A 23,222-nucleotide genomic window follows, 5' to 3' on the forward strand; every position below is an offset into this window, starting at 1 on the left:
AGCAGCCGGCCGGCTGACATAGGTGTGTTCCACGGCCGGTGACCGCTACCGCCGTCAATCCTGCTCGCGATGGAAGGTGGCCACTTCGGCCCAGCCCTGGTCGCGGGCATGCCGGGCCATGCGTTCGGCCATGTAGACCGAGCGGTGCTTGCCGCCGGTGCAGCCGAAGGCGACGGTGACATAGCTGCGGGTGTCATTGCCCAGCCGTGGCAGCCAGGTGTCCAGGAAGTCGATCAACTGGGCGGCGTAGCGCTGCACGTCCGGCTGCGCGTCCAGGTGTTCGCGCACGCCGGCATCGCGGCCGGACAACGGGCGCAGCGCCGGGTCCCAGTGCGGGTTGGGCAGCACCCGCACGTCGAACACGAAGTCCGCTTCGGCCGGCACGCCACGCTTGTAGGCGAAGGATTCAAACAGCAGCGACAGCTTGTTGCCATGGGTCATGGCGAACTCGGTCACCACTTTGCGGCGCAGCTGGTGCACGTTGAGCGTGGTGGTGTCGATCACCGCATCGGCGGCACGGCGCAGCGGCGCGGTCAGCTCGCGTTCGCGGGCGATCGCCTCGGGCAATGACAGCCCCAGCTGGCTCAACGGGTGGCGACGACGGGTATCGGCGTAGCGCTTGAGCAGGGTTTCGTCGGTGGCATCGAAGAACAGCAGCTGCGCATCCAGCCCGGCGGCCTGGGCCTCTTCGCGCCAGTGCGACAGCTGGCTCAGATCGCTCTGCCCACGCACGTCGATGCCCACCGCCAGCCGCCGTGGAGCGTCGGCATCGTGACCGGCCAGCAGGCTGCGCACGAAGTCGGGCAGCAGGTTGATCGGCAGGTTGTCCGAGCAGTAGTAGTCCAGGTCTTCCAAGGTCTTCAGCGCGACCGTCTTGCCCGAGCCCGACAGCCCACTGACGATGATCAGGGTGGCGGCGGCAGGCGCGGAGGCGGGGGTATTCATGGCGTTCGGCGTTCCAGCAGGTTGCTGTGGCGGGCGATGAACATCGCCGCGGGGTCGATGCCCTTGGTACGTAGAATGTGCAGCCGGGTGGCCGCCTCGGTCAGCACCGACAGGTTGCGGCCGGGCATCACCGGCAGGGTGATCAGCGGCACGTCCAGGTCCAGCACGTGGCGGGTGCCGGAATCGCCGGTCAGGCGCTCGTAGCCGTGCGGGGTGGGTTCGGTCATGGGCTTGGTCAGGTGGACGATCAGCCGAAGGTACTTGTTCTTCTTTACCGCTGTATCACCGAACATCTCGCGCACGTTGAGCACGCCCAGGCCGCGCACTTCCAGCAGGTCCTGCAGCAGCTCGGGACAGGTGCCGTCGAGCACGTCCGGGGCGATCTGGGTGAACTCGGGGGCGTCATCGGCGACCAGGCGGTGGCCGCGGCTGAGCAGCTCCAGCGCCAGCTCGCTCTTGCCCGAGCCCGCTTCGCCGGTGATCAGCACGCCGATGGAGTAGATCTCCATGAACACGCCATGCAGGATCACCCGCGGCGCCAGCGTGCGCGCCAGGTGGTAGGACAGGTGGTTGAGCAGCTCGTGGCCACGCTTGGGCGAGATCCACAGCGGCGTCTGCGATTCGTCGGCGGCCGCGCGCAGGTCTTCCGGGCAGGGCTGATTGCGGGTGATTACCAGCGCCAGCGGGTGCGACTGCATGATCCGCTCGATGGTCTCCCAGCGCTGGCGCGAGTCCAGCGAGTCCAGCCAGGACAGTTCCTCGGTCCCCAGGATCTGCACCTTGTTGGGGTAGATCGCGTTGAGGTAGCCGGCCAGCGATGGGCGCCGCGAGACGGTGTTGCCTGCTTCCAGTTCGCGGCGCTCGCCCTGCTTGCCGGCAACCCAGCGCAGGGCCAGGCGGTCGCGCTGCTGTTCGAACAGCTCACGCGCGGTGATGCTGGTGTTCATGCGGCGCTCGCTGGCGGGGGAAATTCGATGACCTGGCGCAGTGCCTCGCCGTCGCGCGCGTCGCGCAGCGCCTGGCGGATGGCCGGCTCGGAGAACAGCTCGGCCAGCTCGGACAGCAGCATCAGGTGTTGATGGGTGTAATGGGCGGGGACGGCGATGGCGAACACCAGGTCCACCGGCTCGTCGCCGCCGAACTCGACCGGGGCTTCCAGCCGCAGCAGGGCGCCGCGGGGACGTTCAAGCAGCGGCGCGCGGCCGTGCGGGATGGCGATGCCATGGCCGATCGCCGTGCTGCCCAGCTGCTCGCGCTGGCACAGGTTCTGGTAGATCTGCTCGGCATTGGCTTCGCGGCAGGCCAGCAGCCGGGCGGCTGCCAGCAGGACGCTGTCGCGATCGGCGGCCGGCAACACTTGCGTGCGCACGGCCGCCAGAAGATCAGTCAAAGGCATGTCAGGGAAAGCGCGAGGACGTCAGTCGTCATTGTCGCCCACGGGCAGCGGTGCGTGCTGCTGTTTTTTCTCCTTGTGCTTGATCACAAGGCGGTCCAGCTTGTCGGCCAGGATGTCGATCGCCGCATACATGGTCTGGCCGCCGGCCTCGGCGTGCAGGGTCTGGCCGGGAACGTTGGCACTGGCATCGGCGTGATGCTCGTTCTTGCGCAGCTCAAGGGTCACCCGAACCTCGCAGTGCTGGTCGAAGTGCTTGCCCAGGCGCTGCAACTTGGTTTCCACGTATTCCTGCAGGGCCGGGGTGACTTCCACGTCTTTGCCAAACGTCTCGATGCGCATCGGGTATCTCCTTTGTTCGGATGTGCCAATGAACCTTCCCGCCAGGCGCGGTGGAGCGTCAGACGATTCGTACCCTTTCGTGCGAGGCGGAAATGTTCATGGCCTCACGATACTTCGCCACGGTGCGGCGCGCCACCGGTATTCCGGTGGTCTTGAGCAGGTCAGCCAGCTTGGCGTCAGAAAGCGGCTTGCGCGGGTTCTCGTCGTCGATCAGGCGCCGGATCATGGCCTGGATGGCGGTGCTGGAGGCTTCGCCGCCGCTGTCCGTGTCGATGCCGGAGGCGAAGAACGCGCGCAGCGGCAGGGTGCCACGCGGGGTGCGCACGTACTTGCGGGCGATGGCGCGGGAAATGGTCGATTCGTGCAGGCCCAGTTCGCCGGCGACCTCGCGCAGGGTCAGCGGGCGCAGCGCCTGTTCGCCGAACTCCAGGAACGCGGCCTGCTGCTGCAGCAGGCTGCGCATCACCCTCAGCAGGGTTTCGCCACGCGCCTCCAGGCCCTTGAGCAGCCAGCGCGCTTCCTGCAGGTGGGCGCGCAGGTAGCCGGCGTCGGCGTCACCGCAACGGCGGATCATCTGTTCGTAGCCGCGGTGGATCACCACCTTCGGTCCGGCATGGGCGGCCAGGGCGGCGCGCCACACCCCGTTCTGGCGCCACACCACGCAATCGGGCACCACGTAGCTGTCATGGGCCAGCTCGCCGATCTGGGTCCCCGGACGCGGGTCCAGCGAGCGCAGCAGCTGCACGGCGGTGTCGACCTCGGCCAGCGGTTCGCGCAGTTCCTGCGCCAACCCGGCCACGCCACTGCGCGGCAACCGTTCCAGCGGGCCGTCGGCAATGCGCCGGGCCAGCGCCAGGCCGGGGGTATCGGCGGACAGCACGTCCAGCTGCAGCTGCAGGCATTCGCCCAGGCTGCGCGCGCCGACTCCGATCGGGTCGAAGCGCTGGATCTGGTGCAGCACGGTCAGTATTTCGGCTTCATCGGCGTGAATGGCCGGGAGCAGGGTGTCGGCGATGGCCGACAGTGGCTCGCGCAGGTAGCCGTCGTCTTCGAAGGCGTCGATCAGCGCCGCGCCGATGCTGCGGTCGCGCGTGGACAGGTGCGACAGGTGCAGCTGCCACAGCAGGTGGTCGGCCAGGCTTTCGGTTTCGGCCACGCGCTCGGCAGCGCTGCCGTTGTCGTCATCGTCGAACGAGCCACCGCTGTTGCCGCTGCTCCAGTCGCCTTCACCGGGCGACCAGTCGTCGCTGGCCGAGGCCTGGTGCTCGCCGTCGGTGTGCGTGTCGGCCGGTGTCGGAGGGCGCTCGTCGTCGCTGGGCGCAACGTCCAGCGTCGGCTCGGCGTTCTCGGCCCAGTCCAGCAGCGGGTTGGTCTCCACCGCCTCGGCGATTTCCAGCTCCAGTTCTGCGCTGGACATCTGCAACAGCTTGATGGCCTGACGCAGCTGCGGCGTCATGACCAGTTGTTGTCCCAGCGATGTCTGCAGCCGTGCTTTCATGCCTGTGCCGAACGGAAGGAAGGCGTTGCGGCGGCCGCTGGATCAGAGCTTGAAGGTGTCCCCAAGGTAGACGCGGCGGACGTCGGCGTTGGCCAGGATCTCGTCCGGCGCGCCCTGTGCCAGCACGCTGCCTTCGTTGAGGATATACGCGCGGTCGCAGATTCCCAAGGTTTCGCGGACATTGTGGTCGGTGATCAGCACGCCGATGCCACGCTGCTTGAGGTGGGTGACGATGCGCTGGATTTCACCCACCGAGATCGGGTCGACACCGGCGAAGGGTTCGTCGAGCAGGATCAGGCGCGGTTTGGCGGCCAGCGCGCGGGCGATTTCACAGCGGCGGCGCTCGCCACCGGAGAGGCTGGCACCGAGCTGGTCGGCCACGTGGTTGATCTGCAGTTCGTCCAGCAGGCTGGCCAGTTCCTTTTCGCGGCCGGCCTTGTCCAGGTCTTCGCGCAGTTCCAGCACCAGGCGCAGGTTGTCGGCCACGGTCAGCTTGCGGAACACCGACGGTTCCTGCGGCAGGTAGCCCACGCCCTGCTTGGCGCGGGTATACATCGGGTCGCTGGTAATGTCCTTGCCGTCCAGCACGATGCTGCCGGCGTCGGTCTCGACCAGACCGACGATCATGTAGAAGCAGGTGGTCTTGCCGGCACCGTTGGGGCCGAGCAGGCCGACCACTTCACCGGCCTCCAGGGTCAGGCCGAAATCCTTGACCACTTCGCGCTGCTTGTAGCGCTTGCGCAGACCTTTGGCGACGAGCATTACTTCTTGCTCCCGGCGGTGGGAACGGTGGTCTTGGTTGCCGGCGTGGCGGCGGCCGGGGCGGCGGTCTTGTTCTTGGGCGGGATCACGGTGCGCACGCGGGTGCCGTCGCCGCCGCTGTTCATCTCGCCGGTGCGGGTGTTGTAGGTCATCTTCTGGCCGGCATTGGTGCCACGCGCGCTCTTGACGTGGTAGTTGCCGGTCATGGTCAGCACTTCGGACTTGATGTCGTAGTCGATGCGGTCGGCGCTGGCGTCCATCCAGGTGCCGTCATCGAGCTGCTGCTTGAGCTTGGCCTGCTTGCCGGTGAACACCGCGCGCACCGCCTCGCCGTCCTTCATGTAGATCTCCGCGTCCGAAGAGCGCAGGTCCAGGGTGCCCTGGGTGACGATCACGCCCTGGGAAAGCACGGTCTTGCCGTCGCCGACCAGGGTGCCGGACTGGGCGCCGGCGTCGATGGCCATGTCTTCGTTGCGGTCCGTGGACTTCGCGCTGGCGGCGAAGGGGACCAGAAGGCTGATCGCGCAGGCGGCTGCAAATAGGATCTTCATGGAGTTGGTTTGTCCTGCCAGTGTAGGGGGCGTGGCCGGGGGCGGCCGGGCATTGTCGGGGTCGTGGCCAGGCGGGTGGGCCTGGCCGGTGAGTCGGGTGGTGCTGTGCCGCCGGCGCCGGTCCAGAGGACGTCGCCCGGGCGGCACCGGCTCAGCGTTGGGGCGTGTAGCGGCCCTTGGACTGGCTCAGGAAGGTGTAGGTCTTGCTCTTGGAATCCAGCTCGAAGCCGACCCCGGACTGGGTCATGCCCGGGCGCGTCATGGTGACCAGGGCGTCGGTCTTGGCGCGGTTTTCCTTGGGGAACACGTCCAGGTGGTCGGTACGGAAGGTAGTCGGCGGCACGCTGGGCACCTTCGGGCTGTCGCCGCTGACGTTGCCGGTCAGCTTGAGCTGTTCGCCGTTGGCGCTCACCCAGCCTTTTTCGCTGCGCAGTTCCCAGTGGTTACCTTCGTTGTCGGGCAGCAGGAACAGCGGGGTGACGATGCTCATCGTCTCATCGCTGCGCAGGCGCTCCAGCAGCGGGGCCTGCAGGGTGGTGGATTCCTTGCCCTGGTCGTCCAGCGCCACGATCTGGAAGTCGTGCAGCACATAGTCCTTGGTGCCGTCGTCGGTGACGTCGGCAGCCGGCTTGTCGCGGTGGCGCAGCAGCGACCAGCCGCTGAGCAGCGCGGCGACCAGCAGCAGGGCGCCCAAGGCGTTGCGCCAGGTCATGCGCCGAACCTCGCCAGCACCGCATCCACATGGCCCTGCGCGGCCAGCAGCACGTCGCACAGCTCGCGTGCGGCGCCACGGCCGCCGTCGGCACGGGTCTGCCAGTGCACGCGCTCGGCGATCCACGGATGGGCGTTGGCCGGCGCGACGGCCAGGCCGACCGCGCACAGCGGCGCCAGGTCGGGCAGGTCATCGCCCATGAACGCGACCTGCTCCAGGCCGATGCCATGGGTGTCGCACAGTGCACGCACGCTGGCGAGCTTGTCGCCGACCGCGATCTGGGTGTCGATGCCCAGGTCCGCGCCGCGCTTCTGCGCGGACAGGCTGTTGCGCGCGGTGATCAACACCGGGTGGATGCCGTGCTGCTGCAGCAGTTTCAGGCCAAGTCCGTCCTGCACGTAATACGCCTTGCTCTCGTTGCCGTCACGGTCGTAGTAGAGCCGACCATCGGTGAGCGTGCCGTCCACGTCGAAGCAGGCCAGCCGGATACGGCCGGCGATGGCATGCAGGTGGGACGGGAAACCGGGCAGCGGGGAATAGGGCATCGGCAGGGGGCAGGTTGGCTGAATGGAGGAAGGGAACTGTGGTTTAAACCACCCGCGCCCGCAACAGGTCATGAATGTTGAGTGCGCCGACCAGCCGGCCGGCGGCGTCGACCACCATCAGGCCGGTGATCTTGTGGGTTTCCATCAGCCGGGCGGCCTCGGCGGCGAGCTGGTCGGCGCCGATGGTGCGCGGATTGCGGGTCATCACCTCGGCGATCTTCGCACTGCGCACGTCCAGGTCGGTATCCAGCGCGCGGCGCAGGTCGCCGTCGGTGAACAGGCCGATCAGTCGGTCGTCGGCATCGACCACGGCGGTCATGCCCAGCCGCTTGCGGCTCATCTCCACCAGGGCCTCGCTGAGCGTGGCGCCCGCGTCCACGCGCGGCAGTTCCTCGCCGCTGTGCATCACATCGGTGATGTGCAGCAGCAGCCGGCGGCCGAGGCTGCCGGCGGGGTGCGAGCGGGCGAAATCGTCGGCGGTGAAGCCGCGCGCGTCCAGCAGGGCCACCGCCAGCGCATCGCCCATCGCCAGCGAGGCGGTGGTGCTGGAGGTGGGGGCCAGTGCCAGCGGGCAGGCCTCGGCTGGCACGCTGACATCCAGATGAACGTCGGCCGCCAGGGCCAGGCTGGACTGCGGCCGGCCGGTCATGGCGATCAGCCGGTTGCCCTGGCGCTTGAGCACGGGCAGCAGCATCAGCAGCTCGTCGGACTCGCCCGAGTAGGACAGCGCCACCACCACATCGGCCTCGGTGATCATGCCGAGGTCGCCGTGGCCGGCTTCACCGGGGTGCACGTAGAACGCCGGGGTGCCGGTGGACGCCAGCGTAGCGGCGATCTTGCGCGCCACATGGCCGGATTTGCCCATGCCGGTGGCCACCACCCGGCCCTTGCCCTGCAGGATCAGCTGGCAGGCCTGGCTGAAGGCATCGCCGAGGCGATCGGCGACGGCGGCCAGGGCATCGGCCTCGATCTGGAACACGCGGCGGCCGCTGGCGACCAGTGCCGCAGGGTCGGCCGGATGAGGGAGCAGGGGCGATACAGCCATGCGGGCGCCACGCGGAAGAGTAGAATGAGCGCTCATTTTATTAGGAAAGCCCGTTGGACGCCGAGACCATCCGCAATCTGATCGAAACCGGCCTCCCCGGCGCCCGCGCGGACGTGCAGGGCGACGATGGCGTGCACTTCGAGGCCACCGTGGTCTGCGACGCTTTTGCCGGCAAACTGCCGCTGGCGCGCCACCGCATGGTCTATGCCACCCTGGGCGATCTGATGGGCGGGGCGATCCACGCGCTGGCGCTGAAGACCGTGACCCCGGGCGAAGCGGGTTAGTCCGCGGACCGATTAGATCAGCCGACCAACGGTCGGCTCTACCTCATTCAAAGTAGACTCCATGGCCAAGATCGTAGTGACCGGCGGCAAGCCGCTGCACGGTGAAGTGAACATTTCCGGCGCCAAGAACGCCGTCCTCCCCATCCTGTGCGCCACCCTGCTGGCCGATGCGCCGGTGGAGATCACCAACGTGCCGCACCTGCACGATGTGGTCACCACGGTGAAGCTGCTCGGCGAACTGGGGGCCAAGGTCACCATCGACCAGGGCACGCTGTCGCGTGGCAGCGCGATCGTGGTCGATCCGCGCCCGGTCAACCAGCACGTGGCCCCGTACGAACTGGTGCGCACCATGCGCGCCTCGATCCTGGTGCTGGGCCCGCTGCTGGCCCGCTTCGGCGCGGCCGAAGTGTCGCTGCCCGGCGGCTGCGCGATCGGCTCGCGGCCGGTGGACCAGCACATCAAGGGCCTGCAGGCCCTCGGTGCGGAGATCACCGTCGAGAACGGCTTCATCAAGGCCCAGGCCAAGCGCCTGAAGGGCGCGCACTTCACCTTCGACATGGTCAGCGTCACCGGCACCGAGAACGTGCTGATGGCCGCCGTGTTGGCTGAAGGCACCACCGTGCTCGACAATGCCGCGATGGAGCCGGAAGTCACCGACCTGGCGCACTGCCTGATCGCGCTCGGCGCGAAGATCGAAGGCCTGGGCACCGCCCGCCTGGTGATCGAAGGCGTGGAAAAGCTGTCCGGCGGCCGTCATGAAGTGCTGCCCGACCGCATCGAGACCGGCACCTTCCTGGTCGCCGCGGCGATGACCGGCGGCAAGGTCACCGTCAACCGCGCGCGCCCGAACACGATGGACGCGGTGCTGTCCAAGCTGGTCGAAGCCGGTGCGCACATCGAGACCACCGACGACAGCATCACCCTGGACATGGGCGGCAAGCGCCCGCGTGCGGTCAATCTGACCACCGCGCCGTACCCGGCCTTCCCGACCGACATGCAGGCGCAGTTCATGGCACTCAACTGCGTGGCCGATGGCGTGGGCGTGATCAACGAAACGATCTTCGAAAACCGCTTCATGCACGTCAACGAGCTGCTGCGCCTGGGCGCGGACATCCAGGTCGAAGGACATACCGCGATCATCCGTGGCGCTGAAACGCTCAGTGGCGCGCCGGTCATGGCCACCGACCTGCGCGCGTCGGCCTCGCTGATCCTGGCCGGTCTGATGGCCGAGGGCGACACCACCATCGACCGCATCTACCACCTGGACCGCGGCTACGAGAACATCGAAGAGAAGCTGTCCTCGCTGGGTGCGACCATCCGTCGCGTAGCCGCATGATCCTGCGCGGCAAGTTCACCCGCCGCCGCAAGGCGCTGCTGGTGCTGGTACTGGTGGTGCTGGCATGGCTGGGCTACGCCTGGTATGCCGACATCGCCATCACCCAGGGCATCGAGCAGCAGGACATGGACTGGAACGCCGACGGCACGGTCAGCCGCACCGAAGTGCTGCAGGCGTTCTACGCGGTGGGCGTGACCAACAAGCAGGAAGGCAACCGGCATTGCCGCACCTTCTACTGGCGCAACAACGGCGAGCAGATCCGCGTGGACTGCAAGACGGTGTTTGGCGAAGAGGCCAAAAAGGAATGAAAAAACGCCCGCGCAAGCGGGCGTTTTTTTTGATCGTTCGCGTCCCGGTAGTGCCGGCCGTTGGCCGGCTCGCCGTTGCGGTTGATGGTGCCTGCAGCCGACCAACGGTCGGCTCTACCTTTGCCGGTGGTTGTTGGCCTGCAGCCGACCAACGGTCGGCTCTACTAGTTCATGCCCTTGATCGTCAGGTCCAGCGCATCTTTGCCGCTTTCCCGCTGCAGCAGGCGGGCCGGCACCGGGAACTCCGGCACGATCCAGGCGATCAGTTCCTTGTTGCCATCGGTACGCGAGACCTTGGTGGCATCGTAGGACTTGCCCGCGACGGTGATCTTCTCCTTGCCGACCACCTTGTAGCTCATCGGCTTGATCCGGCCTTCGTCGACCATGCGGTAGTTCAACGGCTTGCCGGCGGCCAGGTCGCGCGCGATCGCCAGATTGATCAGCAATGCGTCCATGTCACCGGCCTTCAGCGCCACCGGGCCACGGCGGTCCGGCTTGACGTCGCCGGTCCAGGTGGCCTGGTTGCTGGACCAGTTGTAGGTGGCATCCACATTGCGCTTCTTGACCAGCAGCACCGAGCGGTCGTTGCTGCTCAGCGGGCGCAGGCGACCGTTGGCTTCCTCGAACACCGTGCTCTGGCTGAGATCGGCCAGCTGGTTCTTGACGTTGAGGCTGTAGCGCCACTTGTTGGCGCCTTCGCTGGCCAGGGTCATGGTGCCATTGGCCTGCATGCCCATGTAGCTGGCCTGGTAGTCGGCCTTGAAGGGTTGCAGGGCCATGGCCGGCAGGCTGACCACGGCCAGGGCGCCAGCGGCGATCCAGGTCAGCGGACGGTTCATCAGGTTCATGCTCAGACTCCTTGGTATTCGATCAGGCGCAGATCAATCCGATCTTCGCCATCTTCGCGTTGCAGGATGCGCACCGGCGTGGGAACACCGTTGGCGATCCAGAGGATGGTTTCGTCATTGCCGCCGTTGGTCCGATGGACCCGCAGCGCGTTGTAGGAGAGCTCGCCGACCTGCACGTTCTCGGTGTCGGGGGCGGCCTGGTAATCGTGCTGGCGCACGCGGCCGACATCGACGTAGCGGTAGTGCATCTGCCCGCCCGGACGGGCGTCGCGCATGATCGCCAGGTTGATCAGCAGCGCGCTTTGATCGCCGGGCTGCAGCGGGATCGGCTGGGTGCGTTCCTTCTTCAGGTCGCCCAGCCACTGCGCGGTACCGGCCTGCCAGTTATAGGTGCCGCTGACCTTCTTGCCTAGAAACAGGCCTTTGCGCACGGTGGCCTGGCTGATGGGCACGTAGGTGTCGCCCTGTTTTTCGAAGACCGTGCTCTGTTCCAGGTTCAAACCGAGCACGCTGGCAAAGCCGCGCCGGCCGACCACCTGCATGTCCACCCGCCACTGCGCGCCGCCGGTGTGGGTGACGCGCATGGTGGCGTCACCGGCTTCCTTGCCCTTGTACAGGGCCTGGTAGGTGGCGGTGAACGGTTCCAGCGCGGGTGCCTCCCAGCTGATCGCAGGCATCGCCGGGGGCGCGGCCGGGGCCGGCGGCTCCTGCGCCTGTGCGATGGCCACGGTGCACAGCAGGGATGCAAGCAGCAGCACGGGCTTGGACGGGGAGGTCTTCATGCGGGCAGGGAAAGAAGGGAGGGAAGAGGATGCCAGCGAACGGATCAGCAGCGCGTGTGCGTGCCGGTCACGCGTTCAGCTTGCCGGCGCAATCTAGGCGCAGCGGCCTAAACAGGGGGTGACCGTCGACCTGCAGCTGCCCCTCACGTTCAGCCACGCGCCCGGCCACCAGCCATTGCAGGCTGGCGATCAGCAGCGGATGTTCCACCGCCAGCACGCGCTGGGCCAGGGTTTCGGCGGTGTCGCCGGGCGCTACCGGCACCCGCGCCTGGGCCAGTACGGTGCCGGCATCCAGCTCGGGCACCACGAAGTGCACGCTGGCGCCGTGCTCGGCATCGCCAGCCTCCAGCGCGCGCGCATGCGTATGCAGGCCCTTGTAGAGCGGCAGCAGCGAGGGATGGATGTTGACCAGCCGACCGTCGAAGCGTTCAACGAAATGCCGGCCGAGGATGCGCATGTAACCGGCGCAGACCACCCAGTCCGGCGCGAAGCCGGCCAGCGCATCGCCGAGCGCGGCATCGAACGCGTCGCGGTCGGCGAAGTCCCGGGGCGAGCGTGCCCAGCGCTGTTCGGCCGCCACGTGCTGCAACGCAGGCGCCTCAGGCTTGTCCGACAGCACCGCGACCACCTCGGCATCGAGCCGGCCGGCGCCGATTGCGGCGAGGATCGCCTGCAGGTTGCTGCCACGGCCGGAGGCCAGCACCGCGATGCGGCTGCGCGTACGCATCACCGCGCCTCCCGGCGCGCCAACGGCCACACCAGCAGGCTGCCCAGCGTGGCCAGCAGCATGTCCGCGTGCGCATCCCACATGTCACCCTGCTGGCCGTTGTAGGCCTCGGCCGCTTCGGGCGACAACAGCAGCGCGATGCCCCATTCCAGCCATTCGTAGGCCAGGCTGGAACACATGATCGCCATCACCGACAGGGTGAAGGCCTGGCCGATGCGCAGGGCCGGCCAGCCATGCCGGACCAACTGTACCAGCGGCGGGGTGAAGCACAGGCCGTAGAGCAGGTGGATCAGCCGGTCGAAGTGGTTGCGCTGCCAGCCGAACGCCACGTTCGGCGACCAGCCGGTTGCGGCCTGCAGCCAGGCGTCGTAGGGCACATTGGAATAGAGCCAGCGCGCGGCCACGCAGTGGATGGCGATGAAGGCGCAGATCGCGATGAAGGCGCCATTGCCCAGCCGCCAGCGGCGATCCACCCACCACAGCGCGGCCAGCCCGATCACCGCGAGCGAGCCGTGCAATGCCTGTTCGGCTGGCCAAAGCGGATGCACCCAGGTGGCGGCGAACACGGCCAGCACCCCGGCGAACGCGGTCTTCTTGGCAATGGACATGGGCGCGACGATTCGGCGGGGGAGGGTCATGGGGGGCGGTGGCGGCGGATCAGGGCGTCGGTGCGAGCGGGGGCGCAGTGCCCAGGAAGCTCTCGCGTACCGGGGCGCGTGACAGCACCATCAGGGTGAACACCCCCAGCACCGTGCCCAGCGGCATGCACAGACAGCTCAGGCCGGCCACCACCATGCACAGCGTGTGGCGGCGACGCTGCATCAGGCAACGCCCGGCGAACACCATGAGGCCGGCCAGCGTCATCCCGGCGAGGATGAAGAACAGCGACATCACCACGAACATCACCCCGACCGCTTCGGCACCCAGCGCGCCCGACGCACCGCCATCGAGCGGCATCGAGCCGCTCAGCAGCGCGATGCCGAGGAACAGGTAGATCAGCGGAAACAGCGAGAAAAAGGCCACGAAGCCGGCCAGCACGTAATGCAGGATCGACAGCGTGCGCAGCTGCGACACGTCGTTGTGCGACAGTCGCGCAGCCGGCACGGCCGGCGGCGAGGCCGGCAGCGTCGGTGGCGTGTCGGCCTCCAGGCGGGGCGCCACGACGTGGATCAGCCGATCCGCACGCGTTCGGCACCGCTGGCGGTGGTGACTTCACCGATCGTCCAGTGATCCAGGCCCTGCGCGGAGACGGCAGCGGAGACGGCCTGGACTTGGTCGGCGGCCACGATCAGCACGAAGCCGATGCCGCAGTTGAAGGTGCGCCACATCTCGGCGTCCGCCACGGCGCCTTCCTTCTGCAGCCACTGGAACACCGGCGGCAGGGTCCAGGCATCGGCCTGGATGTTCAGGCCAAGGCCTTCAGGCACCACACGGATGATGTTCTCGGTCAGGCCGCCGCCGGTGATGTGGGCCATGCCGTGGATGGCCGCGCCGTGGCTCTTCAGCAGCGCCAGGATCGGCTTGACGTACAGGCGGGTCGGGGCCATCAGTGCATCGACCAGCTTGACCCCGCCCTCCAGCTCAAGGTCGGCCGGCTGGCCGGCGCGGTCGTAGATGCGGCGCACCAGCGAATAACCGTTGGAGTGCGGGCCGGAGGAGGCGATGCCGATCAGCACATCGCCGGCGGCCACGCTGGCCCCGTCCTTCAGCTCGCTCTTTTCGACACCGGCGACGGTGAAGCCGGCCAGGTCGTACTCGCCGGGGGCGTACATGTCCGGCATTTCAGCGGTTTCGCCACCGATCAGCGCGCAGCCGGCCTCGGTGCAGCCGTTGGCGATGCCGCCCACGACCGCTGCGGCGGTGTCGATGTCCAGCTTGCCGGTCGCGAAATAATCCAGGAAGAACAGCGGTTCGGCGCCCTGCACCAGCACGTCGTTCACGCACATGGCGACCAGATCGATGCCGATCGTGTCGTGGCGGCCCAGCTGTTGTGCCAGCTTCAGCTTGGTGCCAACGCCGTCCGTCCCCGACACCAGCACCGGCTCGCGGTACTTGTTGGACAGGTCGAACAGGGCCCCGAAGCCACCCAGCCCGCCCATCACTTCAGGGCGGAAGCTGCGCTTGACCAGCGGCTTGATGCGCTCGACCAGTTCGTTGCCCGCGTCGATGTCGACGCCGGCGTCGCGGTAGGTCAGGGGAGAGGGATTGGACGGGGAATTGGTCACGGGCGTCGGCGCTGCGCTGGGGTGAAAGCGCGATTTTAACAGGCCACGTTGGCGCGCAGGCCCTATTCGGGCAACAATTCCCCCCGGATACGCTCAATGGAAGTCCTGATGCGCCGCAGCCTCTTTTTGATGATGCTCCTCACGCTATGCCTGCCGGTGGCCACGATGGCCCAGAGCGGGCTGCGTACCGAAGGCGACGTGGCCACTGCCAGCGGTGCTTACGAGGCCGAAGTACCGGTCAACAGCCAGGCCGATGCCGACCGCAACGGCGCCCTGTCGCGCGCGCTGGGCGTGGTGCTGGGCAAGTTGTCCGGCGACCGCAGCGTCATGGCGCGCCCGGGCGTGGCCCAGGCCCTGCGCGGGGCCAAGGACTACGTGGCCAGTTATGACTACCTCCAGGACCAGAGCACCTCGGCCAGCGGTGCCCCCAGTTTCCGCACCATGCTGGTGGCCCGGTTCCGCGAGGACGAGGTGGACGGCCTGATCTCCGCGCTGGGCCTGCCGTTGTGGCCGCAGCCGCGGCCCAAGCCGGTGGTCTGGCTGGCCATCGACGACGGCTCCGGCCCGCGTCTGGTCAGCGTGCAGCAGGCCAATGCGGCCCGCCCGCTGCTGGCCCGTGCGGTCGAGCGTGGCTACAAGCTGGGCCTGCCCGGCGGCAGCGCGGCCGAACAGGCGCTGGTCGGCGCGATCTGGCGCCAGGACACCGCTGCGGTGGCGCGCGCGTCCTCGCGCTACGCCCCGCCGATGCAGCTGGTGGGCAAGCTGTACCGCGCCAACGGCGGCTGGGTGGCCGACTGGGTGTTCGTGGACGGTGGCAAGGAACTGAACAAGTGGACCACCAAGGACAGCGATGCCCGCCGGGCCATGGCCGGCGGTGCTGACGGCACTGCCGATGCGCTGGTGCGTCGGTATGCCAAGGCCGGTGTCGCCACGGGTGCGGCTGGCAGCTACACCATCGCGGTGACCGGGCTGGACAGCGCCGAGGATTACCTGCGCCTGGCTGCAGGCCTGCGCGAGAACCCGGTGGTGCGCAACATCACCCCGCTGCGTGCCTCGGGCAACCGGCTGGAGCTGTCGCTGGACATGACCACCGGCCTGGCCGGCCTGAACCGCATGCTGGGCGACAACGGCGTGATCGTGCCGCTGGCCCCGCTGCCGGTACCGATCGATCCCAATGAAGCGCCCGGCACCCCGCCGCCCCCGGCCAGCAACGAGTACCGCCTGCGATGATCCTGACCCCCGAAGCGGAGATCGCGCAGTTCCTGCGCCGCCTCAAGTACGTCCTGGTGGCGCTGGCGGCCGGTTGGGTGATCTGGTTGTTGGGCCCGATCCTGACCCCGTTCGTGCTCGCCTTGGCGCTGGCCTGGCTGGGCGACCCGCTGGTCGACCGGATCGAGGCGACCGGCCGTTCGCGCAATACCGGCGTGGTGCTGGTGTTCGTGGCGATGATCCTGATGATCACCGCCGCGCTGCTGATCCTGGTGCCGATGATCGAACGCCAGATCGCCACGCTGGTGGCGGCCATTCCGCAGGCGCAGCAGTGGCTGATGCAGACCGGCATTCCCTGGTTCGAGCAGAAGACCGGCCTGGAGATCATGCAGTGGATGGATCCGGACCGCCTGATCGAGTGGGTGCGCAGCCATTGGCAGCAGGCGGGCGGCTTCGCCAAGACGTTCTTCGGCTACGTCTCGCGTTCGGGCTTCACGATGGTGACCTGGGTGGTCAACATCCTGCTGCTGCCGATCCTGGCGTTCTACTTCCTGCGTGACTGGGACAAGCTGGTCGAACGGGTGGCCTCGATGATCCCGCGCAATCACATCGGCACCATCACCAAGCTGGCCCGCGAATCGGACGAAGTGCTGGGTGCGTTCATCCGTGGCCAGTTCCTGGTGATGATCGCGCTGGGCGTGGTGTACGCCGCCGGCCTGTCGTTGGTGGGCCTGAAGCTGGGCCTGTTGATCGGCCTGGTGGCCGGCCTGATCAGCTTCATCCCCTACCTGGGCGCGACCACCGGCATCGTGATGGCCATTGCCGCCGCGCTGGTGCAGGCGCAGGGCTTCGACCTCAAGCTGCTGATCCTGGTCGGTGTCGTGTTCACCGTGGGCCAGCTGCTGGAAAGCTACGTGCTGACCCCGCGCATCGTCGGCGACAAGATCGGCCTGCATCCGGTGGCGGTGATCTTCGCGGTGATGGCCGGTGGCCAGCTGTTCGGTTTCCTCGGCATGCTGCTGGCACTGCCGGTGGCGGCGGTCAGCAACGTGCTGCTGCGATACGCGCACCAGCGTTATCGGCAGAGTGACCTGTACGCCGGCGAGCGCTCGGCGATCGTGCTGGATTCCTACATCGACAAGCCGACGATCATTGTCGAGACCTCACCGAAGGCGCCTGACCCGCAGTGAGTGTCGTCCCGCAGCTGCCGCTCGCCCTGCGCTATCCGCAGGACGAGCGCCTGGAAACCTTCATCGGCGCACCCGACGGTGCGCTGGCGCAGCTGCGTGCCATCGCGGTGGGCGCCGCGCACGACTGGGTGTACCTGGAAGGCGCGGCCGGCACCGGCAAGACCCACCAGGCGCTGGCGATGTGTTCGCTCGCCGAACAGGCTGGCCGGCAGCCAACCTACCTGCCGCTGAAGGCGGTGGTGGGGCGTACCCGCGCCGCGCTGGAATCGCTGGAAGGCCGCGACCTGGTCGCGCTGGATGGGCTGGATGCGGTGGCCGGCCAGCGCGAGGACGAGGTGGCGCTGTTCGATTTCCACAACCGTGCGCGCAGCGCCGGCATTACCCTGCTGTATACCGCCCAGCACGGCCCGGACCAGCTGGGCCTGGTGCTGCCGGACCTGCGTTCGCGCCTGCAGCAGTGCGTGCGCCTGCAGCTGCAGCCGCTGGATGACGAAGGCCGCGCGGCGGTGTTGCGCGAGCGCGCGCTGCGGCGTGGACTGGCGATCGACGAAGCGGCGATCGAATGGCTGTTGACCCGCACCGGCCGCGAGCTGGGCAGCCTGGTAAGCCTGCTGGACTGGCTGGACCGTGAATCCATGGCCGCGCAGCGGCGCATCACCGTGCCGTTCCTGCGTCAGGTGCTGGAGGATGGCCCGCCCCGGTTGTAGAGCCGACCGTTGGTCGGCTGCTCTGGTGGGCTCGGGCGGAGAGCAGCCGACCAACGGTCGGCTCTACCAGCGGGGCGGAGAGCAGCCGACCAACGGTCGGCTCTACCAGCCCAGCAGCCGACCAACGGTCGGCTCTACCAGCGGGTCGCCCAGGGGGTGTCCGCGGTGTTACCCGTGCGGGTATTGCAGGTGCGCGTCCAGCTGCGCCAGACGCTCCGGCGTACCCACATCGGTCCATTGACCGCGGTGGTGCTGCCCGCTCACGCGGCCCTGCGCCATGGCGTGACGCAGCAGTGGGGCCAGGCCGAACTGCGGCGGCTGCGCAGCCGCGCCGGGGGTATCGCCGATGACCGCGCGCCACCCATCGAGAATCCGCGGCCGATACACGCCGATGCCGGCATAGGTGAGCCGCGCGGCCTCGCCCTCGTCGCTGACCTGGCCATCGCCGCGCAGGATGAAATCGCCGCGCGGATGCTGGGCGGGGTTGTCCACCAGCAGCAGGTGCGCATCCCCTGTGGGATCACGCGGCAGCGTGCCGAAGTCCACGTCCGTCCACACATCGCCGTTGACTACCAGGAACGGCGCATCGCCGAGCACCGGTAGTGCGTTGAGGATGCCGCCGCCGGTTTCCAGCGGCACCGGGCCTTCGTCGATGAGGTGCAGGCGCAGGCCCCAGCGCGCGCCGTCACCCAAGGCGGGGGCGAACTGCTCGCCCAGCCACGAGGTGTTGACCACCACCTCGCGGATGCCCGCAGCGGCCAGTCTTTCCAGATGCCAGGCAATCAACGGCTTGCCACCGGCCACCAGCAGCGGCTTGGGTGTATGCAGGGTCAGCGGGCGCATGCGCTCGCCTTTGCCGGCCGAGAAAATCAGTGCCTTCATGGGCGTGCCGGGATCGGGCCGGCCAGCTGCGCCAGCGCGGGCTTGATGCGCTGCTGGAGCAAGTCATCCAGCGCCGCCAGTTCGGGATGGCGCGGCAGCACTTCGTCCAGGTAACGGATGAAACGCGGCGCGTCGTCGAAGTAATGGCCCTTGCCATCGCGGTCGCGCAGGCGCACGAACAGGCCGAGAATCTTGAGGTGGCGCTGCACGCCCATCCAGTCCGCATCGCGCAGGAACTGCGGCCATGGGGGCACCGGGAGGCCTGCGGCCAATGCCTGGGCGTGGTACCGCGCCAGCCAGGCATCCACTTTCTCCAACGGCCAGCTCAGGAAGGCATCCTTGAACAGGCTGACCGGGTCGTAGGCGATCGGCCCACGCACCAGGTCCTGGAAATCCAGCACGGCCGGACCGGCGTCGACCGGCATCAGGTTGCGCGGCATGAAGTCGCGGTGGGTGAGGACCTGCGGCTGGTTCAGTGCGTTGTCCATCAGCCGGCGATGCACCCACTGCAGCTGTTCCAGTTCGCCGCAGTCCAGCTGCAGGCCCAGATGGCGCTGCAGGAACCATTCGTCGAACAGCGCCGCGTCACGCTGCAGCAGCGCCTCGCCGAACGACCCCATGCCTTCGGGCACCGGAATCTGCTGCAGCCGGATCAGCTGTGCGAAGGCGGCATCGAACCATGCGTCGGCATTGTCGTCGTCGATATGCCGCGCCAGCGTCGGGCCCCCGAGGTCTTCCAGCAGCAGGAAGCCCTGCTCGACATCGCGCTCGAGCACGCGCGGTACGCGCACGCCGTTGGGTTCGAGCAGGTCATGCATGCGCAGCCACGGGCGCACGTCTTCCAGCCCGGGCGGGGAGTCCATCACGATGTGGCTCCCGGCCGTGCTGGTGGTGCGCCAGTAACTGCGGAAACCGGCGTCGACCGAGGCCCGGTCCAGCGCCAGGTGCGGGTCGTTGAGCGCGGTACTGGCCCACTGGCGGCGGAGGTCGGCGCGCAGGGGATCGGAAGCGGGATCGTTCATGGACGGGTACGTCGAAGCGGCACCGTGCAGGCGCCAGGGAAAAGAGGGGAGGGCGGGCTCAGCGTTTGCCGTTGCCGCTGACCAGGCGCAGCACGGCAAGCACGGCCACTGCACCGAGTATCGCGCCGAGGAAGCCGGCCGGCTCACCGGCGGCATACCAGCCCATGTACTGGCCGAACCAGCCGGCCAGCAGTGCGCCGACGATGCCGAGCACGATGGTCAGCAAGCAGCCCATGCGGTTGTTGCCGGGCATGAAGAAGCGCCCGAGCAGGCCGACCACGAAGCCGACCAGGATGATGTAGAGCCAGCTGGTGCTGCCGAACAGTCCGTTCATGCCATTTGCGCCTTCGGAGGGTGGACGCAGCCTAGCAAGGCCAGGCCGCGTCCGTCACGCCAGGTGCGCTCAGCAGCAGCCGTGGCCGCCGTGGCGGGTGCCGCTGTCGGCCGCCACCGGCGAACCGCTGGTCTCACCGCGCAGGCTGGCCGCGTAATGCTCGCTGATCACCTTGGACACGCACGCGGTGACCTTCTTGCCCATCGGGATATGCAGGAACTCGTTCGGGCCATGGGCGTTGGAATGCGGACCGAGCACGCCGGTGATCATGAACTGCGCGCCGGGGAACTTCTCGCCGAGCATGCCCATGAAAGGGATCGAGCCGCCTTCGCCCATGTACATCGCCGGCTTGCCGAAGAAGGTCTGGCTGGCAGCATCGATCGCCTGGGTCAGCCACGGCGCCATCGCCGGTGCGTTCCAGCCGCTGGAGGCCTTTTCAAGGTCGAGCTTCACTTCGGCGCCGTTCGGCGGATCGCGCAGCAGGGCCTCCTTGAGCAGCTCGCCGCAGGCCTTGCCATCAGCGGTCGGAGGCAGGCGCAGCGAAAGCTTCACCGCGGTGTGCGGGCGCAGCACGTTGCCGGCCGAGGCCAGCGGCGGCATGCCGTCCACGCCGGTGACCGATAGCGCCGGACGCCAGGTGCGGTTGAGCACCAGTTCGGTGAGGTCCTCGTTCATCGGCTTGAGGCCGTCGACCATCGGGAATTTCTCGAAGATGGCCGTATCTACCACGTCCGCGGCGCGCTTGGCCTGTTCCAAGCGCTCGGCCGGGATGTCCACGTTCATGCCGTCGATCAGGATGCGGCCGGTGTTCTCGTCCTCGATCCGCGACAGCAACTGGCGCAGCAGACGGAAGCTGGACGGAATCACGCCGGAGGCATCGCCGGAGTGCACGCCTTCGTTGAGCACCTTGACCGAGAAATTGCCGCCGGTCAGGCCACGCAGCGAGGTGGTGCACCACAGCTGGTCGTAGTTGGCGCAGCCCGAATCCAGGCACACAACCAGCGACGGCTTGCCGATGCGGTCGGCCAGGTGGTCCACGTAGGCCGGCAGGTCGTAGCTGCCCGATTCTTCGCAGGCTTCGATCAGCACCACGCAACGCGCGTGCGGCAGCCCCTGTTCCTGCAGCGCCAGCACGGCAGCCAGCGAGCCGAACATCGCATAGCCGTCATCGGCGCCACCGCGGCCGTACAGCTTGTCGCCGCGCAGCACTGGCACCCACGGGCCGAGGTCGTCGTCCCAGCCGGTCATTTCCGGCTGCTTGTCCAGATGGCCGTAGAGCAGGATGGTGTCGTCGCCGGTCTCGGCGCCGGAGGCGGGGATTTCCAGCAGCAGCAGCGGCGTGCGGCCTTCCAGGCGCACCACCTCCACGCTCAGGCCCGGCAGGTTCTGGGCCCGGGCCCAGGTTTCCATCAGGGTGACGGCCTGCTCCATGTACCCATTGGCCACCCAATCTGCGTCGAACATCGGCGATTTGTTGGGAATACGGATGTAATCGACCAATTGCGGGACGATTTCGCTGTCCCACTTCTCACTGACGAATTGGCCGAGTTTGGTGCTGTCCATCTGACACTCCGGAGGCATTGGCTAGTCGTCACATTCTACGCCGCTGGTCGGGGTAGGGATTTCCCTACATCACGTCAGGTATTTGGCTGGCTGTGTGAAGGCGTTGTGGACGATAGGCTGTGTGTATGTGGCGAGGGATGCTGGAGCCTCCGACGGGATAGCCGGCAGGCACCGGTTCCGAGCCACAAGGAGTAGCAAGGTGGGGCCTTGGTTTTCGTGGAAGGCGCTTGCGCTGGGACTGCTGTTGATGGGAGCCGCTCACGCGGCCGACCGCATCGACATCAATACGGCTGATGCGTCGACGCTGCAGCAGGGATTGACGAACGTGGGGCCACGCAAGGCCGACGCGATCGTCGCGTACCGGCGACAACACGGACCTTTCCTCCGGATCGAGGATCTGGCACGGGTGAAGGGGATAGGGACAGTAACGGTCGAACGGAATCGACAACGGATGACGGCGGGGGTCATGAAGAGCCCCGCAGCGGAACCGCCCAGGAGGGCGTTGCCGGCAGCCGTACCAAGGCGATGACCAACAGGACAGGTCGGGGACGGGCAGGGAGCTGGTCACTGGTCGCCGCGCAGGACGCGCGATGACACCGACACACGCAGGGAAGCGGTGCGCACGGATGCGGCGCGGAAGGAGTGGCGCGGATCCACCTGGACGGTGGCGTCCAGACCCGGGAAGGGCTGCGATGGCGGAACGATTTACGGCCGAGTGCAGGGAGCATGGCCGGACCCACACTGGGCAGGATGCACAGGGGGAAGGCTGGACGCCGACAAGGACGTGACGATTGCCCGGTCTGCGCAGGGATGCGTGGCCGGGCAATTTCTTTTGGGCGACGTGCACGCCCACGCCAACACCTGTTTCATGCAGCGCGTTGGTGTAGCGTCGTCGCATCACTGCATGGAATGAACCACATGGCGCCACGCCGCGCGTTGCTTACCCTGGCCCTGGCCACCTTGTTCGCCGCCGGTATGGGCTCGGCTGCTGCCGCGACCGCCACGCCGCCCGCCAGCACCGCCGCCGCGAAGGCCGTTGCCGCGCCGCGCGGTCCCACCGATCTCAAACCCGGCGAGTTCCTGTGGCATCCGGAAATCTCCCCGGCCGGTCCGATCGTGCTGGTGGTCAGTCTGGATGAGCAGCGCGCCTACGTGTATCGCAACGGCATCGCCATCGGCCTGAGCACGATCAGCTCGGGCAAGACCGGGCATGAAACGCCGACTGGCGTATTCACCATTCTGCAGAAGGACAAGGACCACAAGTCCAACCTCTACAACAGTGCGCCGATGCCCTACATGCAGCGGCTGACCTGGGACGGCATCGCCCTGCACGGCGGCAGCTTGCCCGGGCACCCGGCCTCGCATGGCTGCGTGCGCCTGCCGCAGGCGTTCGCGCAGAAGCTGTTCGGCGAAACCAAGCGCGGCGACACCGTGGTGGTGGCCGATGCCAAGAGCGCGCCGATGACGCTGGCCTATCCGGCGGTGCTGGCGCCGGTCAACAGCACCGGCAAGCCGCTGGTGGAAACCAACGCTGCGCCGGAGCATTACTGGAACGATGCGGCCGCCCCCAGCGGGCAGGTCGGCATCCTGGTGAGCCTGCACGACCAGCGCCTGTACGTGCTGCGCGACGGGGTACTGATCGGCGAATCGCGGCTGCAGGCCAAGGCGCTGCCGGCGTTCGAGGGCACCACCTTGTTCGTGATGCAGCAGGGCTACTCGGATGTGCCCAGCCCGCTGGACGCCCATCAGCGCCTGCACAAGTGGACCGCCTATCCGCTGCTCGGGCAGAGCGCGGGCAATGCCAGCCCGGACCTGCTGGCCACGCCCAGCCTGCCGATGGCGCTGCCACCGGAATTCGCCGAGCAGCTCTACAAGGCCCTGGTGCCGGGTACCACCCTGCTGGTCACCAGCCTGCCGGCGGTGCGCCCGGAGGCCGATGAACAGAATCTGCAGCCGGTGTTGGAATCCGACGCTGGCGGGTCCACCTTGTAGGCATGGGTCCTGCGGGTATG

At 67.8% G+C, this 23,222-nt stretch carries 28 protein-coding genes; 8 read left to right on the forward strand and 20 right to left on the reverse strand.

The window, feature by feature from the left end; all coding sequences use genetic code 11:
- Window positions 1–54 precede the first annotated feature (54 nt).
- The 10 genes from rapZ to NR101_RS12995 all read right to left on the reverse strand — a co-directional run bounded on the left by rapZ (window position 55) and on the right by NR101_RS12995 (window position 7,793).
- Window positions 55–945, reverse strand: a complete 891-nt coding sequence (rapZ, locus tag NR101_RS12950) for an RNase adapter RapZ (RefSeq protein ID WP_256775715.1) — start codon at window positions 943–945, stop codon at window positions 55–57.
- The gene (gene hprK / locus NR101_RS12955; protein WP_256775716.1) at window positions 942–1,892 is read right to left on the reverse strand and encodes an HPr(Ser) kinase/phosphatase; all 951 of its coding nucleotides are present in this window, start codon (window positions 1,890–1,892) and stop codon (window positions 942–944) included. The genes rapZ and hprK overlap by 4 nt, the downstream gene beginning before the upstream one ends.
- On the reverse strand, window positions 1,889–2,341 hold the full coding sequence (locus NR101_RS12960; protein WP_256775717.1) for a PTS sugar transporter subunit IIA: 453 nt from the start codon (window positions 2,339–2,341) through the stop codon (window positions 1,889–1,891). Before NR101_RS12960 ends, hprK begins: the two co-directional genes overlap by 4 nt.
- 21 nt (window positions 2,342–2,362) lie before the next feature.
- Window positions 2,363–2,680: a ribosome-associated translation inhibitor RaiA gene (gene raiA / locus NR101_RS12965; protein WP_256775718.1), complete on the reverse strand. Its 318-nt coding sequence runs from the start codon at window positions 2,678–2,680 to the stop codon at window positions 2,363–2,365.
- 58 nt (window positions 2,681–2,738) lie between these two features.
- On the reverse strand, window positions 2,739–4,178 hold the full coding sequence (locus NR101_RS12970; RefSeq protein ID WP_256775719.1) for an RNA polymerase factor sigma-54: 1,440 nt from the start codon (window positions 4,176–4,178) through the stop codon (window positions 2,739–2,741).
- Window positions 4,179–4,220: 42 nt separating this feature from the next.
- Window positions 4,221–4,940, reverse strand: coding sequence for an LPS export ABC transporter ATP-binding protein (gene lptB, locus NR101_RS12975; protein WP_019185407.1), 720 nt, complete (start codon window positions 4,938–4,940; stop codon window positions 4,221–4,223).
- Window positions 4,940–5,491 carry a lipopolysaccharide transport periplasmic protein LptA gene (lptA, locus tag NR101_RS12980; RefSeq protein ID WP_256775720.1) on the reverse strand — a complete coding sequence of 184 codons (552 nt, stop codon included), beginning with the start codon at window positions 5,489–5,491 and terminating at the stop codon, window positions 4,940–4,942. Before lptA ends, lptB begins: the two co-directional genes overlap by 1 nt.
- Window positions 5,492–5,642: 151 nt before the next feature.
- Window positions 5,643–6,203 (reverse strand): LPS export ABC transporter periplasmic protein LptC, encoded by a 561-nt coding sequence (gene lptC, locus NR101_RS12985; RefSeq protein ID WP_256775721.1) that lies wholly within the window; start codon window positions 6,201–6,203, stop codon window positions 5,643–5,645.
- The gene (locus NR101_RS12990) at window positions 6,200–6,748 is read right to left on the reverse strand and encodes an HAD hydrolase family protein (protein ID WP_256775722.1); all 549 of its coding nucleotides are present in this window, start codon (window positions 6,746–6,748) and stop codon (window positions 6,200–6,202) included. The genes lptC and NR101_RS12990 overlap by 4 nt, the downstream gene beginning before the upstream one ends.
- Before the next feature lie 43 nt (window positions 6,749–6,791).
- Window positions 6,792–7,793, reverse strand: coding sequence for a KpsF/GutQ family sugar-phosphate isomerase (locus NR101_RS12995; RefSeq protein WP_256775723.1), 1,002 nt, complete (start codon window positions 7,791–7,793; stop codon window positions 6,792–6,794).
- A 53-nt stretch (window positions 7,794–7,846) separates the two neighbouring features.
- Here NR101_RS12995 and NR101_RS13000 point away from each other — a divergent pair, with 53 nt between their 5' ends.
- From NR101_RS13000 to NR101_RS13010, 3 genes are all read left to right on the forward strand, one after another.
- Entirely contained in the window at window positions 7,847–8,077 is a 231-nt protein-coding gene (locus NR101_RS13000) for a BolA family protein (RefSeq protein WP_038689964.1), read from the forward strand.
- Window positions 8,078–8,138: 61 nt separating this feature from the next.
- Window positions 8,139–9,413 (forward strand): UDP-N-acetylglucosamine 1-carboxyvinyltransferase, encoded by a 1,275-nt coding sequence (murA, locus tag NR101_RS13005; protein ID WP_256775724.1) that lies wholly within the window; start codon window positions 8,139–8,141, stop codon window positions 9,411–9,413.
- Window positions 9,410–9,721, forward strand: coding sequence for an EF-hand domain-containing protein (locus NR101_RS13010; RefSeq protein ID WP_256775725.1), 312 nt, complete (start codon window positions 9,410–9,412; stop codon window positions 9,719–9,721). The genes murA and NR101_RS13010 overlap by 4 nt, the downstream gene beginning before the upstream one ends.
- Window positions 9,722–9,885: 164 nt before the next feature.
- On the opposite strand, the gene NR101_RS13015 is transcribed toward NR101_RS13010, so the two are convergent.
- From NR101_RS13015 to purM, 6 genes are all read right to left on the reverse strand, one after another.
- Window positions 9,886–10,569, reverse strand: a complete 684-nt coding sequence (locus NR101_RS13015) for a DUF3108 domain-containing protein (protein WP_256775726.1) — start codon at window positions 10,567–10,569, stop codon at window positions 9,886–9,888.
- A 2-nt stretch (window positions 10,570–10,571) separates the two neighbouring features.
- On the reverse strand, window positions 10,572–11,351 hold the full coding sequence (locus NR101_RS13020; protein WP_256775727.1) for a DUF3108 domain-containing protein: 780 nt from the start codon (window positions 11,349–11,351) through the stop codon (window positions 10,572–10,574).
- A 67-nt stretch (window positions 11,352–11,418) separates the two neighbouring features.
- The gene (purN, locus tag NR101_RS13025) at window positions 11,419–12,078 is read right to left on the reverse strand and encodes a phosphoribosylglycinamide formyltransferase (protein ID WP_256775728.1); all 660 of its coding nucleotides are present in this window, start codon (window positions 12,076–12,078) and stop codon (window positions 11,419–11,421) included.
- The gene (locus NR101_RS13030; RefSeq protein WP_256775729.1) at window positions 12,078–12,686 is read right to left on the reverse strand and encodes a DUF2238 domain-containing protein; all 609 of its coding nucleotides are present in this window, start codon (window positions 12,684–12,686) and stop codon (window positions 12,078–12,080) included. The genes purN and NR101_RS13030 overlap by 1 nt, the downstream gene beginning before the upstream one ends.
- 49 nt (window positions 12,687–12,735) lie before the next feature.
- Entirely contained in the window at window positions 12,736–13,203 is a 468-nt protein-coding gene (locus NR101_RS13035) for a hypothetical protein (RefSeq protein ID WP_256775757.1), read from the reverse strand.
- A gap of 44 nt (window positions 13,204–13,247) precedes the next feature.
- Window positions 13,248–14,273, reverse strand: coding sequence for a phosphoribosylformylglycinamidine cyclo-ligase (gene purM / locus NR101_RS13040; protein ID WP_256775758.1), 1,026 nt, complete (start codon window positions 14,271–14,273; stop codon window positions 13,248–13,250).
- Between the two features lie 138 nt (window positions 14,274–14,411).
- On the opposite strand from purM, the gene NR101_RS13045 reads away from it, so the two are divergent.
- Genes NR101_RS13045 through hda form a run of 3 tightly spaced genes read left to right on the forward strand, consistent with a single transcriptional unit; the run spans window position 14,412 to window position 17,409 of the window.
- The gene (locus tag NR101_RS13045) at window positions 14,412–15,533 is read left to right on the forward strand and encodes a DUF2066 domain-containing protein (RefSeq protein WP_256775730.1); all 1,122 of its coding nucleotides are present in this window, start codon (window positions 14,412–14,414) and stop codon (window positions 15,531–15,533) included.
- On the forward strand, window positions 15,530–16,702 hold the full coding sequence (locus tag NR101_RS13050; RefSeq protein WP_256775731.1) for an AI-2E family transporter: 1,173 nt from the start codon (window positions 15,530–15,532) through the stop codon (window positions 16,700–16,702). The genes NR101_RS13045 and NR101_RS13050 overlap by 4 nt, the downstream gene beginning before the upstream one ends.
- Window positions 16,699–17,409 carry a DnaA regulatory inactivator Hda gene (gene hda, locus NR101_RS13055; protein WP_256775732.1) on the forward strand — a complete coding sequence of 237 codons (711 nt, stop codon included), beginning with the start codon at window positions 16,699–16,701 and terminating at the stop codon, window positions 17,407–17,409. The genes NR101_RS13050 and hda overlap by 4 nt, the downstream gene beginning before the upstream one ends.
- A 168-nt stretch (window positions 17,410–17,577) precedes the next feature.
- Here the strand turns inward: hda and murU are convergent, their stop codons facing one another.
- The 4 genes from murU to NR101_RS13075 all read right to left on the reverse strand — a co-directional run bounded on the left by murU (window position 17,578) and on the right by NR101_RS13075 (window position 21,210).
- Window positions 17,578–18,291 (reverse strand): N-acetylmuramate alpha-1-phosphate uridylyltransferase MurU, encoded by a 714-nt coding sequence (murU, locus tag NR101_RS13060; RefSeq protein WP_256775733.1) that lies wholly within the window; start codon window positions 18,289–18,291, stop codon window positions 17,578–17,580.
- The gene (locus NR101_RS13065) at window positions 18,288–19,313 is read right to left on the reverse strand and encodes a phosphotransferase (protein WP_256775734.1); all 1,026 of its coding nucleotides are present in this window, start codon (window positions 19,311–19,313) and stop codon (window positions 18,288–18,290) included. The genes murU and NR101_RS13065 overlap by 4 nt, the downstream gene beginning before the upstream one ends.
- Window positions 19,314–19,371: 58 nt before the next feature.
- The gene (locus NR101_RS13070) at window positions 19,372–19,647 is read right to left on the reverse strand and encodes a GlsB/YeaQ/YmgE family stress response membrane protein (protein WP_256775735.1); all 276 of its coding nucleotides are present in this window, start codon (window positions 19,645–19,647) and stop codon (window positions 19,372–19,374) included.
- A gap of 69 nt (window positions 19,648–19,716) precedes the next feature.
- Window positions 19,717–21,210, reverse strand: a complete 1,494-nt coding sequence (locus NR101_RS13075; RefSeq protein ID WP_256775736.1) for a M20 family metallopeptidase — start codon at window positions 21,208–21,210, stop codon at window positions 19,717–19,719.
- Between the two features lie 247 nt (window positions 21,211–21,457).
- Here NR101_RS13075 and NR101_RS13080 point away from each other — a divergent pair, with 247 nt between their 5' ends.
- Together NR101_RS13080 and NR101_RS13085 are read left to right on the forward strand one after the other, a co-directional pair.
- Window positions 21,458–21,739, forward strand: a complete 282-nt coding sequence (locus NR101_RS13080) for a helix-hairpin-helix domain-containing protein (RefSeq protein WP_256775759.1) — start codon at window positions 21,458–21,460, stop codon at window positions 21,737–21,739.
- 389 nt (window positions 21,740–22,128) lie between these two features.
- A complete protein-coding gene (locus NR101_RS13085; RefSeq protein WP_256775737.1) occupies window positions 22,129–23,202 on the forward strand; it encodes a L,D-transpeptidase in 1,074 nt (357 codons plus the stop codon).
- Window positions 23,203–23,222 lie beyond the last annotated feature (20 nt).

Source organism: Stenotrophomonas sp. Ste86, assembly GCF_024519465.1.
Classification (GTDB): Bacteria; Pseudomonadota; Gammaproteobacteria; order Xanthomonadales; family Xanthomonadaceae; genus Stenotrophomonas.